At 71.0% G+C, this 15,583-nt stretch carries 1 pseudogene; it reads right to left on the bottom strand.

Going from position 1 to position 15,583, the window contains the following annotated elements:
- Window positions 1-15,563: pseudogene (locus ACWEIJ_RS13145) on the bottom strand (hypothetical protein); the annotation flags it as partial.
- Window positions 15,564-15,583 lie beyond the last annotated feature (20 nt).

Genomic DNA, 15,583 nt, shown 5'->3' with positions numbered 1-15,583 from the left:
TCAGCGTCGCCCACCGGAAGCGACTCCGTGCCGTCCACCGGGAGCGACTCGGTGTCGTCGTCGAGCATCACCATGTCGACGAGCTCTTGCCGCAGGTCGATGATGCGCTGGTCGTCCAGCGGGCCGAGGCGGGTCTCGAGGTCGGCGCGGTTCTGCCGGACGAGCTCGGTGAACCGGTTCGCGGTGTCCGTGCCGTCGGCGGCGATGAGCCCCGCGTCCGAGAACACCTGGTACACCCACGCCGCGTGATCCGACGCGTCATCACCCTGCACAGGACGCCGGCTGATGGCGTCGGCGAGCGGCGGCGGTCCCATGATCGCGGCGAGCGCCGCCTGCTGCGCGATGTTGGTGGCGCGGTTGTACCCCTTGTCGTGGTGGAAGACCTGATCGGCGAGCGCGTCCGGGTCGTCCGTGAACTGCCGCTGGTTCTCGATCGTGTCCCACAGCTGGTGCGCCCAGTTGCCGAACGCCGCCCTGCCGGTCTCGGTGCCGAGGTCGGCGAACGCCTCGCGCTGAGCCGCCTCGATGATCGGACGTTCGAACTGCCTGATGAACGCGTCCGCGACGTGATCGACACCGTGCCGGTCGATGAGGTCGCCGATCTCGGCGGTCCTGGTGTGCAGGACCGCGGATGCCCGGAGCAGGTTCAGGCCCGCGACGGAGTTGACGAACCGGCGCGGATCAGACGCCAGCACGTCGTGCACGGACCTCATCAACGCCGGAGCGTCCTCCATCGCTGCCGCGGTCAACGCCGTGAGCTGGTCGTCCAGCGCGGAGGCTTCGGTGTGCGGATCGGGTTCGGTGTCGGCCGAGACGTCCACGACGGGGTCGAGGCGCACGCGGAGGTCGGCGGCGTTCGCTCGTCCCGGCGCCACCTCGATCTCGACCGTGACTTCGCGCGAGAGGAGTTCGGCCACGTGGGCGGCGTGGTCGCCGGTGATCTCGACGACCGGCGCCGGCAGGCCCTGAGCGGCGCGGGCCGACTGCACCTCGGTGAGCCGTTCGGCCATCCTTCCGAGCTCGAGGATCTGCTGGAACGTCAGGGACGAGCTGCCTGGCGGCAGGTCCATCGACAGTTCGGGCAACGCCGGCGCGGCCTCAGGCGACTCGGGCGCGACTGACGTGGGCGTCAGCGGCGCAGACGTACCCGCGGACGACGCCGACGGCGATCCGGGCTCCGGCACAAGAGGCGTGGCGTTGAAGCGGTCCACCTCCTGGTCGACCGCCGCCTTGGCCTGCCACCACGCCTGCTGCGCCCGGCCCGCTTCCGCCCTAGTCCGCTCGACCTCGGCCTCGGCCCGCGAGACCTCGGCCCGCAGGTCCTGCTCAACGTGCACCGCCTCGTCGTGCCTGTGCCGCGCGGCATCCCGGTCGATCTCGGCCTGCCGCACGTCGTTCTCGGCGGCGAGCACGGCCGCGTGTGCGGCCGCCTCGTTCGCCGCAGCGGTGCCGAGGTCGGCCACCAACTCGGAGTGGAGATCCCTCGACCTGGCCGCCAGCTCGGCAGCCCGCGCCGCGGCCTCCACGGCCGCCACGTGTTCCTGCACGGCCTGATGACGCGCTTCCGCCTCGGCGCGGGCCGCGGACTGATCACGACCTGCCCGCTGGCGGGCAGCCTGCTCACGAGCCGTCGCCTCCGCCACGTCGAGCTGCGCGGCCAGCGCGGTCTGCTCGAACAGTGCGGCGGTGAACTCGTTCCCGTGCACCAGGTTCACGGCCTCGTCCACGGCGAACCGAGCCCGTTCGACCGCCTGCGTGGCCTCGTCTCGCTGCCGCTGTGCGGTTTCGAACCGGGTGGTCGCGTCGGTGACGTTCTGTTCCGCGGCGGCGAGTTCGGTCGCCCGCGTGGCGACGTCCGCCGACGCCTGAGCGAGTCGAGGTGCCAGGACGTTGATGGTCGTCTGTGCGGTGTGCCGGGCCTGGTCGGCGACGATCTCGGCCTCGCGCCACGCCTTCGCCGCCTCGTGCACCCCGGTCTGCGCGGCGCCGAGGTCCTCCGGCAACGGCCTGCCCAGCGCGGCTTCGGCGTCGGGCGCGAACATGCGCACCTGCGCCGATCCCGGCACCTTCAGGTCGACGACGCCCTTGCGGCCCTTGCCGAGGTCGGCCACGACGCGGTACTCGACGTCGTAGCTGACCAGACCGGTGCGGCCGCCCGTCTTGAACAGCGTGGCAGGGTTGTGCGTGGTGCCGCCGGAGACCGCGGCGGAGTCCTCGGCGGCGTGCCGGATTTCCGCGCCACCGGCGGAGAACCCGATGTCCGGCTTCTTCGACGTCACGCCACCGGTTCCCACCGCCACCGACACGTCGCCGGTCTCGGTCTGCTTGGCCTCGCTCGACGTCGTGCTGACGGTGGACTTCGCGTTGTACACCGAGACGCCGTCGCTCAGCGCCGCCAGCCTGGGGTTGACCAGTTTCGCGTAGACCTTCACCTGCGCGTGCTGGCTCGTGGTGAGCGATGCCTCGTGCAGACCGGGCACCTCGAACGCACCGTCGAGCATGCCGGGAAGGTTGGGCTGCAACGACTCCAGCGCCAGGCCGGACCGCAGTGCGTTCATCGCACCCGTTCCCTTGCCCGTGATCCCGGTGTTGGCGCCGGCATCGATCAGCGCCCGGACCGCCGCGTCCTGCAACGCCTGTGCGCCACGCAGGTTCTCGACGGAGGCCAGTGACGGCAGCTTCGCGGACGTCTGCTGCCAGTTCCGCGCGCTCGCCGGCTCGCCGTCCTCGACCGGCCGAGTGGTGGCGTCCGCCGAGAAGGGCGGTGCATCCGGCGCGGTGATCTTCTGGTTGTCGGCGTGCACGCGGACGGTCATGTCGACCTGCCCGCTGCTCGCCCGCCCGATCTCCTCGGTGCCCTTCTCCACCACCAGCTCGAACGTCACCGGCACCGTGTACCGGGCGGCAGGCCCCGCACCCGCGCGGGTGTGGCCCAGCTGCCTGGTCGTGGACTCGGTCGCGGAGCTCGAATGCGCCTGCCCGGTGTTCACCGCCGCGGACCCGCCGACGTTGGCGGACACGTTCGGATCACCGGTCTTCGGCAACGCCGCGCCGGGCACCTTCAGCCCGACGCCCCACGCGGTGCCGGCGCCGGTCGTCCGGGTGACCACCTGCGTGCCCGTGGAGGTGTGCTCGATCTCGACACCGTCGTTCACCGCTCCCTCGAACACGGGCGTACCGGGAGTCGCCTTCAGCGTGACCTGGTACGTGTCCTTGCCGAACACACCCGGATCGTGCACCAGCAACGGAACACCGCCGTCCAGTGCACTGTCGACCAGCGCCTTCACACTCGCGTCCGAGGTGAGATCGGTCAGCCGCCGCAGGTTGTTCATCGAGTCGTCGAGAACCGACTTCGGCAGCAGATCCTTGCCGAGCCCGCCCAGGTTCCGCCGCAGCTGCGGCACCAGATCAGACAGGTCCGGCACCCGCTCGACCAGACCGAGTCCCAGCGCACCGGGCTCGCCGGGGCGCAACGTCGACGGCGGCGCCAACGCACCCTGCTCCACCGGCGCGGTCGTGCTCTCGATCGCGGGCAGCACCCCCATGTCCCGCGCGGCGTCCTCGCTCACCCGGACGAAAACACCGCCGGGCAACGTGACCACGGAACCCGCGACCTTGGGTGATCCCTTGTAGACGGTGTTGCTCGCACGACTCTCACCGACCACGGTGACCTGCGCGTCCAGCTGCACCAGCACGGTCCGGCCCGCAGAAGGCGCGACCATGTTCCGGTCGACGCCACCGGTGGTCTCGGCGCCTGTCGTCTTCGTCTTGGACCACGGGGTCAACTTCGCGGTGGCGCCCAGCGCCGTCGACCCGACGGCACCCTTCGTCGGCCGCATCGGCGTGTTCAAACCGGCCGTCACGTCGACCGAGCGAGCGTCCGTCCTGCTGTCCCCTGCCTTGAAACCACCCGTGTGAGCCGCTTCGAGGCCGACATCGTCCGAAATGGACACGAGCTTCGGGTTGCTCAGCCCGATCGCCACCCCGATCGCGCCGACCCGGTCGGCCACCCGGCGGCCGTACTTCAACCCGCCCTCGGTGATGCCCTTGCCGACCAGCGCGGGCAGGTTCGCCTTGATGTTCTCCGGGCTGAAGAGCTTGTCGATCCGGTTGCGCGCCTCCGTACCGGGCACGGTCAACGCGGTGTCCCCGCTCGCGCTCAACGCCGCGATCGCCGCGTCACGCACCGCCTCGGTGTTCGCGACGGCCTCGACGTGCAGGAACGGCAACGCCGGCGGCTTCGGCGCGGTGACCAGGTCGTGGATCGACGGCGGATTCGCCAGCACCACCGGTGCGGCGGGCGCGGCAGGCGCGAACGCCGCCGGATCCGATGACAACGCCGAACCGTCCGACACCCACAGATTCACCTTGCCGCCGATCTCCGGCAGGTTCACGCCGGTCTTCGCCACCGTCTTCGGCGCAGGTACCTGCACGAACGGCGAACCCGGCGTCAACCGCTTCACCCACGCCCGGTTCCGGCTGAACTTCGTGACCTCCACCTCGAACGTCACGTCGTGCTGGAACAACTGCGCGTTCGGGCTTCCAGCGGTCAACCTCGTCATGCCGACGGTCGGCCCGGCCGCCGTCTTCGTCACGGTCGTGCCGGTGTACTTCGCCCCCACCGACGGCGTCGGCGTCGCCGTCGTCTTCTTGTCAACGGCAGGAATGACCACCTTGCCCTCGACCCCGACACTCCACCCCTTCTGGGTGGTCGTCGCACTGTCCAGCTTCGGCCCGGCCGAAGCCGAACCACGCACGCTGCGTGCGTCGGCCTGACCGAGGTGGACCGGGTTGGTCACCCGCGCCTTCACCGTGATGTTGACGAAGTCGTTGGTGGCGAGCCCCTGGCGCTTCAGCTGCACCTGCACCCCGGCGCCCAGCAGACTGTCCATCTGGGTCTGGAGCGCGGTGGGCGACAGTTCGGCCGTCAGCTTGCGGAGGTTCGCCACCTGGTCGGCGAGGTCCTGCATGTTCTTGCCGGCCTTGCGCGGATCGCTCGCCGCGTCGGCGAACGACGGCAGGAACTTCTCGAACCCCGGAAGGCCCCGCAACACGCCTTCGACCTGGCTCTGCACCTCGGCCGCCGGTGCGAACGCACCCACCTTCACCGCACCAGCCGCCACCGCACTGGCCAGATACGGCGGCGGGAACTTCGGCTCCGCAGTGGGAGTGGCGATGCTCGCCGCCGCGTTCGGCGGCACCGGCAGGTTCGCCGCGGCCGCCTCCGGAATGCCCGCGCGCAGATAGCCGGTCGCCGTGACCGGGATGGTGCTGCCGTGCGGCGTCTCGAACTCCAGCCGCATCTTCGTCCGGTAGAGCCCCAGCTCACCCTTGATCTGGATACCGGTCTTGGCGGTCGCGCTCGTACCCGCGCTCGACGACTCCGTCGTCCGCGCCGAGTAACCCGCACTGACACTCGCCCCGCCACCGACCTCGCCCGTCACGGTGGCTCCGCCGCCGATCGTGACGCCGGCGTCGAACCCGCTCCTCGTCGCGGCGCTCAACCCGGTGCTCGTGGTCACGGACTCGTGCAGCCGCATGTTGACCGACGACGTGGTACCGACGAGCTCGACGCTCAACGGCACCGCCCGCATCCGGACCACACCACCGCGACTGCCGTGCGGACTGCTCAGATCCGGCGACACCACCCAGCCGCGCAACGCCGCACCCAGGTTGTCGCGAATCGTCGTCGGCGACAGGAACTCCCGCAACGCCGTCCGGCCAGGAGCTCCCAGCTTCGTGATGCTGGGGTGCAACTGCCGCGCGATGTCCTCGAACGCCTTCGCGGCGTCGAGATCCGTGATCGCTTCGGGCGCCGGGTGCTCCGGCGCCGCGGTCCACGGCCGCTCGGTCAGGCCCGGATCAGCCGGCGTGATCGAGACCAGGTCGCCGGGGATCTGGAGACCCACCTCGTGCGTCACCTCGACGGGTGCACCGACCCGGTTGCCCTGCGCGTCGGTCAGCGCGACCCGGTACGTCACCGGGACCTTCGCGCCGAACGCCACGTCACCGGAACGAATCGCCCGCTGGTCGGTCGTGGAGGTGCCCGTCGTCATGCCCGTGACCGGACGCGCGAGCGCGGCCTTGCCCGCCACGGTTCCCGTCGCGCCGACGGCCATCCCGAGCGTGACGGCACCGCCCACGTCACCGGCCGTGTCGAGGGTTCCGGTCTGCGACGTCGCGTTGCCGATCACCGCCGAGAAGTCGATCTTCGTCTGCACGGGCAGGTCGCTGTCGGTGCGGACCCCCAGCGAGGCCGTCACCTCGGCCTCGAACCAGTCCTTTCCCACCTTGATTTGGAAGTTGCGGCCGTTGCCCAGGAACGACTCGAAGTTCTGGCTCAGCGCGGGCGCGATCTGATCCACGCCACGCGGGGTCACACCCGCGCGCTGCGGCAACAGGCCCGCGACCGCCTGCGCGATCTGCGGGCCGCCGTTCACCTCGACGGCGGCGATGGTGCCCAACGCCACGCCCTCCTGGAAGAACGACGGAAGGCCGCCCGCCACCGGCCCGCTGTCGTCCGGCACGACGTTCTCCGACGACGCGTCGCTGGCCGGCACCTCAGCGCTCGGCACCTCAGCGCTCGGGCCGGCGACGTCCGCCGCGGGAGCCGGTCGCGTTGGTGCGGAGGGCGCGGCGTGCGGCCGGTAGGCGGTCCTGCCGTCCGGCCCAGTGATCGCGTCGAGCTGCACGGGTTGCGCCCTGGCGGGCTTCTTGCCGAACGGATCCAGCGTCGTGATCGACCCGTCGGGGTGGTGGATCACCAACGGCTTCTTCAGCTGCGTCGCGATCATCCGGCCCGCCAGATCACGAGCGTTCGCCGCCGTCCGAGCGTCCTCCGCCTCCACGTCCACATCGGACTCCGGCGCGGGGTCGACCTCCATCTCGTCGCCCGGCACGGCCGGCGGCGGTGGGATCGGGCCCGGCTCGACGAAGGCGTTGACGAGGTCACCGTTGGTGAACGGGTGCCCCTGCTGGAAGTACGCGATGTCGTTGGTGATCGCGGCCGATGCCTTCACCGGCAACTCGGTGACCTTCGCCCGCAGGTCCGCCGCGGAGTCGCCCGCCGACCTGCCCACCGCGTCGTGCACCGCCTGGAACATGCCGTCCGGCCTCGGATTCGGCGCGATCGGCAGCACGACGTCGTGCAGCTGACCGAACACGCGTTTCACCGCACTGTCGTTGGCCGACATCGCCAGGTTCACCGCGGCGATCGTCTTGTGCTCCGGCGCGACACCCGCCGTCACATCCGCGAACCCACCCGGCAACCGCGCCGACACCGCCAGGTTCAACGTGTTGTGCGCGGCCCCGCCCAGCATCGCGACGTCGTTCGCATTCAGGTCCCACTCCCCCGGCCGCAACGGCTCGCGCGACGCCGGATCCCGCTTCGCGAACGTGTCGCGGAAGTCCGCGAGCTTCGCACCACCCTTGGCCGCACGCGCAGCCTGCGGGTTCTCGGCACCGAAGAACCTGTCCATCACACCCGTCAACGCGATGTGCGACTGCAGCAACTTCCCCGTCGTCGCCAAACCCAACGCGATCCGCGACAGATCGGTTTCCACCGCACCACCCACGAAGTCCGCCACGAACGCCGGACCGCGCAGCCGGTTGCGGCTGTTCTGCGCATCGATCTCGATCGCCGACCGCACATCGTCCGGATCCTCACCGGAACGGTCGTGGATCGCGACGACCTCATCGGCGAAGAACCTGTTCAGCGCCTTGCCCAGACCAGTGAACTCCGCAGCACCGTCACCGAACCGCACCTCCGGATCGACGATCGGCGGCACCGCGTCGATGAACAGGTTCGGCTCCGGCGTGTACGGCAACATCGGATGCGTCAGCGCCTGCCGCTGCCGCGCGTCCATGTCGTCCTTGATCGCCTGCTCGAACCTCTCGGCGAAGCCCGGCTTGTTCACCGCGGTCCTGGCCTTGTCCAGGGTCGCGCGGTCCTTGGTGAGCTTGTCCCTCTCCTTCTGCAGCGCCGTCCTCTCCTTGGTGGACAGGCTCGGTTCGCCCAGGTCCTCCGCGATCTTCGCGAGCTTGCGGTCGACACCCGCCTGCGTCTTGTCGAGCCGGCTGTTGGTCTCCGCGATCAACTGGGCGTGGTCGCCGACCCGGTAGCCGCCACTGACCATCAGCGGCCGGTTCGCGCCCGTGCCGTCGGTCCGCAGCGACTCCGCGACGTGGGCGAAGACGTGCTTGCCCGACGCCACCGCGCGCGACCCCGTGTCGAAGTCCTGGACGGCGAAGTACGGATGCGTGCCACGGCTCATCAGCGCACCGACCGCGAACTGGCTGGCCGGGCTCACCATCGTGTCGTTGCGCATCGCGCCGTACGGGAAACTGCCGGAGAACGGCGGCAACGACACCAGCGCGATCGGCTCGGAACGACCTGCGATCACCGCGTTCGCCTGCTCCAGCGCGGACTCCAACGCCTGTTCCTGCCCGGCGCGGGTGTTCACACCGATGACGAACACGACCTTGCCGTCCAGATCCGCCGCATCCCGCATGGCCGCATCGATCACGCCCGGCAGCTCACCCAGCTGCCCATGACCGACGATCATGTTGACCACGAAGGAAACCGGCTGGCCCGACTCGGCGCTGTGCTCCAGGCGGGCGAGGTAGTTCGATCTCGACGGCAGCTCGACCGGGCCGTCCGCCAGATCCGCGAACGCCTGGTTGTGCCTGCCCGGCACCTCCGCCAGCGACAACGACCGCACCTCGGCGGACGGACCCCCGGCCTCCGGGCCTTCCACCCGAGCACGTTTCGCCGGCGGTTCGTCCTGCGGCGAAGGCCTGGTGGTGTCCGGCGCGCTGTCCGCGCGAGGCTCCGCGGTGGTGGCCGGACCCGGCGTGTCCAGGCGGGTGTCGGGCACCATCACCTGGCTGTTCGCCGTCCGCTCGATCAACCACAGGTGCCGCGGCCGCAGCCCCGCGTCGGCCAGGTGGACGTCCACGCCCATCATGCCGCCGTCACCCGTGTGCACACCCGACCGCCCCTCGCGTTCCAGGAACACCCGCGACGGATCGCGGTACTCGTCCGGAACACCCAGGTAGTGCAAAGTCTCGTGGGCCAGCACGGCCGGGGTCGCGTCCGGGTTCCAGTGCGTCTGGTCGGTTCCGGTGGGGCCGACCTCGATCGTGGTGTGCGCGTCCGCCGGGTTGTCGGTGAACTCCAGGCTGACGTGGAACTGGTCACCGCTCGGCAGCCGGAAGCCCTGGTTCAGCAACGAGTTCACGCCGTCGCGGGCGTTCGCCCTGACCTGGTCCACCACCGCGGGGCCGACGTCCGCACCCGGCTTCAGGAACACCTTCACGGTGTAGTCCTGCACGAACTTCCCGGGGCTCGTCTCGATCCGCCGCAGGTCGTAGTTCACGAGGCCCTGGTACGAACGGACCTTCGACGGCGTGCTGTCCGTGGTCACGTCCGCAACCACCGTGTCCACCGTGCGCACGTGCGCACCCTCACGACGGCTTTGCCACATGTCCGGTGAAACGGGATCGCTCGGGGCGAACCACTCCGCAGTCGCCGCAGGGCTGTGCCGCCACGACTCGTCGTCGATGGCCCGCAACGCCTGCCGCGCGTCACCGTCCGGCCGCGACCGCGGCGAAGGCTCGGCTCCAGGCCTCTTCTCGTCCACGGCGGGCGCGGGCCGCGAGGGGCCGGCCTCCGCGATCGGGTCGAGGTGCACGTGGAGGTCGGCGGCGTTCGCTCGTCCCGGCTCCACCCGGATCTCGACGGTGCTGAACTGCGAGAACGCCTGCGCCACGCGCGCGGCGTGCTCGCCGGTGATCTCGACGACCGGTGCGGGAAGACCCTCGGCGAGCCTGGACGTCTGCAGCAGCGCGAGTCGTTCGGCCAGCGCCTCGATCCGCCCCATGTGCTGAATGCTCAACGAGGTGGCACCCGGCGGCAGTTCGATCGACAACTCGGGAGTGGGCGGCGCGGACTCCCGCGCGGGTGAATCAGGCGTGGACTCCGGCGCGACCGCGGGAGGCGGGGTGGCGTTGAACCGTTCCACCTCCTGGTCCACCGCGGTCTTGGCCTGCCACCACGCCTGCTGGGCCTGGCTCGCCTCCGCGCGCGTCCGCTCCACCTCGGCCTCGACCTGTTCGATCTCGGCTCGCAGGCTCTGCTCCGTCCGCACCGCCAGCACGTGCGCGGTCTGCGCGGCGTCGCGGTCCGTCTCGGCCTGCCGCACATCGTTCTCGGCGGTGAGCACGGCGTCGTCCGCGGTCGTGAGGCCGGTCTGAGCGATGCCGAGGTTGTCGACCACCTCGGTGTGGAGGTCCCTGGCCCTCGCCGCCACCTCGGCCGCTCTCGCCGAGGCGGTCAGCGCGTCCAGATGCTCCCGCACTGCTCGCTGCCGCGCCTCGGACGCGCTGAACACGGCCTCCCGGTTCGGCTTCGCCTGTGCACGGGCCTCCTGCTCACGGGCTGTCGCCTCGTCCACGTCGAGGCGCGCCGCCAGCGCCGACTGCTCGGCCAACGCGGCCGTGAACGCGCTGTTGTGGACGGTGCTCGCGGCCTCCTCGACCGCGGTCTCCGCGCGCTCGACCGCCTGCGCCGCCTCTGCCCGCGTGCGGCGTGCGGTGTCGAGGCGGCTCGACGCGTCGACCAACGCCTGTTCAGCGGCCCGCAGCTCACCGGCACGGGTGGCGACGTCGCCGGAGGCCGCGGCCAGCCGGGGAGCGAGGTCGTTGATCCTCGCCTGGGCGGAGTGCCGGACCTGGTCGGCGGCGGCCTCCGCGGCACGCCACGCCTTCGCGGCCTCCTTCACGCCGGTCTGCGCCGTACCGAGGTCCTCCGGCAACGGCCTGCCCAGCGCGGCTTCGGCGTCCGTGGAGAACATGCGCACCTGGGCGGAGTTCGGCACGCTCAGGTCGACGACGCCGACCCGGCCCTTGCCGAGGTCGGCCACCACGCGGTACTCGACGTCGAAGCCGACCAGACCGGTCCGGCCCTCGGCCTTCATCACGTTGACCGGGTTGTGCGAGGTGCCGCCCGCCACGGCGCTGCTGTCGTCCAGCGCGTGCCGGGTTTCGAGGCCACCGGTGGAGAATCCGACATCCGGGTTCTTCGTCCTGACGCCACCGGGCCCGTACGCCGTGGACGAGACACCACCGGGCGCGAACGCCAACGACGCGTCACCCGTGTCGCTGTGCTTCGCCTCGCTCGACGTGGCGCTGACGGCCGTGCGGATGTTCCACACCTGCACCCCGTCGCTCAGCGCCTCCAGCCGCGGGTTCACCAGCTTGGCGAACACCTTGACGTTCGCGTGCTGGCCCTTCGTCAACGCCGCCTCGTGCAGGCCCGGCACCTCGAAAGCCCCGTCGAGCATGCCGGGCAGGTTGGGCTGCAACGTCTCCAGGGCGAGACCGGAGCGCAACGCGTTCAACGCCCCAGTGCCCTTGCCCGTGATGCCGCGACCGGCGCCGGCCGCCGTCAACGCCCGAATCGCCGCGTCCTGCAACGCCTGCGCACCACGCAAACTCTCCACCGACGCCAACGGAGGCAGTTGCACGGGCACGGCATCGACGCGCGGTGAACGCTGCCATTCCAGTGCGGTCTCGACGGCGCCGTCCTGCACGGGCCGAGTGGTCGCCCTCGGCTCGAACGGAGCCGGATCCGCAGCGGTGGCCTTCTGGTTGTCCGCGTGCACGCGAACGGACATGTCGACGGGCCCGCTGGTCGCCCGGCCGATCTCCTCGGTGCCCTTCTCCACCACGAGCTCGAACGTCACCGGCACGGTGAAGCGGGCAGCGGGACCGGAGGCTATCCGCAGGTGCCCGAGCTGGTTCGTGGTGGTCTCGGTCGTGGACCGCGAGTGCGCCTGACCGGCGTTCGCGGCCGCGGCGCCGCCGACGTTGGCCGACAGGTCCGGGGTGCCGGTCTTGGGCGCGGCCGAACCGGGCACCTTGAGACCGGCTCCCCAGCCGGTACCGCCTCCCCTGGTGCGGGAGAGCGCGTGCACGCCCGTGGCGGTGTGCTCCATCTCGACGCCGTCGTTGACCGCGCCGTCGAACACCGGTGTGCCGGGGGTGGCCTTCAGCGTGACCTGGAAGGTGTCCTTGCCGAAGACGCCGGGGTCGTGCACGAGCAGCGGCACGCCACCGTCCATCGCGCTGTCGATCAGCGCCTTCACGCTCGCTTCGGACGTCAGGTCCGTGAGCCGCTGCAGGTTGTTCATCGAGTCGTTCAGCACCGACTTCGGCATCAGGTTCTTGCCGAGCTTGCCGAGGTTGTCCCGCAACTGCGGCACCAGAGCCGACAGGTCCGGCACCTGCTCGACCAGCCCCAGCCCCAACGCACCGGGCTCGCCAGGACGCAACGTCGACGGCGGTGCCATCGTGCCCTGCTCGACCGGCGCCGTGGCCGAGCCGACCGACGGCAGCACGCCCATGTCCCGCGCGACGTCCTCGCTGACCCGGACGAAAACCCCGCCGGGCAACGAAACCACGGAACCGGCGGCCTTCGGTGATCCCTTGTGGACGGTGTTGCTCGCACGGCTCTCACCGACGACGGTCACCTGCGCGTCGAGCTGCACCAGCACGGTCCGCCCGGACGAGGGCGTCACCCTGTTGCGATCGACGGTGCCGCTCGTCTCGGTGGCCTTCGTGCGCGTCTTCGACCACGGCGTCCACTTCGCGGTCCCGCCGAGGGCGCCGGCGCCGATGGCACCCTGCGTCGGCCTCATCGGCGTGTTCAGACCTGCCGCGACGTCCGCCGAACGCGAGACCGTCTTGCTCTCCCCCGCCTTGAAACCGCCGGTGTGCGCGCCTTCCAGGCCGATCTCGTCCGAAATGGACACGAGCTTGGGGTTGCTCAGGCCGACGGCCATGCCGACCGCGCCCGTGCGGTCCGCGATCCGGCGGCCGAACTTCATGCCGCCGTCGGCCATGCCCTTGCTCACCAGCGCGGGCAGGTTCGCCTTGATGTTCTCCGGGCTGAACAGCTTGTCGATCCGGTTCCGCGCTTCGGTGCCGGGCACGGTGAGAGCGGTGTCACCGCCGGCCGCGCGGTTCAGCGCCGCGAGCGCCGCGTCGCGCACCGCTTCGGTGTTCGCGACCGCCTCGACGTGCAGGAACGGCCACGTCGGCGGCTTCGGCGCGGTCAGCAACCCCTGGATCGTCGGCGGGTTCGTCATGATCACCGGTGCGGCCGCCGCACCTGGCGCGAACGGCGCCGGGTCGGACGACATCGCGGCACCGTCGGACACCCAGAGGTTGACCTTGCCGCTGATCTCCGGCAGGTTCATCCCGGTCTTCGCCACCGTCTTCGGCTCCGGCACCTGCAGCCAGGGCGACCCCGGCGTGAGGCGCTTGACCCACGCCCGGTTGCGGCTGAACTTCGTGACCTCCACCTCGAACGTCACGTCGTGCTGGAACAGCTGGGAGTTCGGACTGCCCGCGGTGAGCCGGTTGGTGCCGACGGTCGGGCCCGCAGTCGTCCTGGTGACCGTGGTGCTGCTGAACTTCGCGCCCACCGAAGGCGTCGGCGTCGCGGTGGTGTTGCTGCCGGCCACCGGGAAAAGGGCCTTGCCCTCGACCCCGACACTCCACCCCTTCTGGGTGGCCGTGGAGCTGTCCAGCTTCGGTGCGGTGGCGGCCGAACCCCGGACGCTGCGCGCGTCGGCCTGGCCGAGGTGGACCGGATCGGTGAGCCGCGCCTTCACGGTGATGTTCACGAAGTCGTTGGTGGCCAAGCCCTGCCGCTTCAACTGCACCTGCACACCCGCACCGAGCAGACTGTCCATCTGCGTCTTCAGCGCGGTGGGCGAGAGTTCCGCGGCCAGCTTCCGCTGGTTCGCCAGCTGGTCCGCGAGGTCCTGCATGTTCTTGCCCGCCCTGCGCGGATCACTCGCCGGATCGGCGAACGACGGCAGGAACTTCTCGAACCCCGGAAGGCCCCGCAACACGTCTTCGACCTGGCTCTGCACCTCGGCGGCCGGCGCGAAGGCACCCACCTTCACCGCACCGGCGGCCGCCGCACTCGCCAGGAACGGGGGCGGGAACTTCGGCTCCGGCGTCGGCGTCGCGAGATTCGTCGGTGCGCCCGGCGGCACCGGCAGACCCGCCGCAGCCGCCTCGGGCAGGCCCACCCGCACGAACGCCGTGGCGTCGGCCGAGATCGTGGTCCCCTGCTGGTTCCCGTGCTGCGTCTCGAACTCCAGCCGCACCGCCGTCCGGTACAACCCCAGGTCACCCTTGACCTGCAGACCGGTCTTCGCCGTCGCGCTCGTACCCGCGCTCGACGACTCCGTGGTGCGTGCGGAGAAGCCGGCCGTGAGACCCGCTGTGCCGCCTTCGTGGCCGGACACCGTCGCACCGCCGCCCACGGACACGCCGACGTCGAACCCGCTCCTGGTCGCCGCGCTCAGACCCGTGCTCGTGGTCACGGACTCGTGCAGCCGCATGTTGACCGAGGACGTGGTGCCGACCAACTCGACGCTCAGCGGCACGGCCCGCATCCGGACGACGCCACCGCGGCTTCCGTGCGGACTGCCGAGGTCGGGCGAGACCACCCAGCCGTTCAACGCCGCCCCGAGGTTGTCCCGGATCGACGTCGGCGACAGGAACTCCTGCAAAGCCGCACGACCCGGCGCACCCAGCTTCGTGACACTGGGGTGCAACTGCCGCGCGATGTCGTCGAACGCCTTCGCCACGTCGACGCCGGTGACTGCCTCCGGCGCCGGGTGCTCCAGCGTCGCCGCCCACCCCGGCTCCGGCCGCGCCGCCGGCAGGTCCGGGTCCGCCGGCGTGATCGAACCCAGATCACCGGGGATCAGCAGGTCCACGTGGTGCTGCGACGAAGTGGACGCGCCGACGCGACCACCACGCGCGTCGGTGAGCGTGACCTGGAAGTCGACGGGCACCTTCGCGGTGAACGCCGGCTGGCCGCCCCGGATGATCCGCTGATCGGCGATGGACGTGCCGGTCGTCGCACTGATCGCGGGCCGGGCCAGCGCGACCTTTCCCGCCAGCGTTCCCTGCGCGCCGACGACCATGCCCACACCGGCGGCACCGCCCACGTCGCCCGCTGTGGCCAGGGACGCGGTGTGCGAGGTGGAGCTGCCGCTCTGGGCGGTGAAGTCCACCTTCGTCGCCGGGCTGAACTCGCTCTCGACTCCGGAGCGGAGAGTGGCCCTGACGTTCGCCTCGAACCAGTCCTTGCCGACCCTGATCTGGAAGTTCCGGCCGGCGCCCAGGAACGACTCGAAGTTCTGGCTCAGCGCGGGCGCGATCTGGTCGACACCGCGCGGCGTGACCCCCTGCCGCTGCGGAAGCAGGTCGGCGACCGCCCGCTCGATCTCCGCGCCACCGTCCACATTGGCCGGAACGATCGTGCCGAGCGCCACACCGTCCTGGAAGAACGACGGGAGATCACGGGACGGCAGGACCGGCGTGCGCACCGGCGGCTGCGACCGGGGCGAGTCGGACTCGGACGACAGGTCACCGGCCGAGGTCTCCGCGACCGGCTCCTCATCAGCCGACGCGTGACTCTGCTCCTGGGCGGGCTTCGCCTTCGGCGCGGCCGCCGGGGGCGGCGCCGGGCGCGTCAAAGGTGCCGCCGCCACACCAG

The sequence above is a fragment of the Lentzea sp. NPDC004789 genome (genome assembly GCF_053601075.1).
This window is presented reverse-complemented; position numbering and strand designations above follow the sequence as displayed.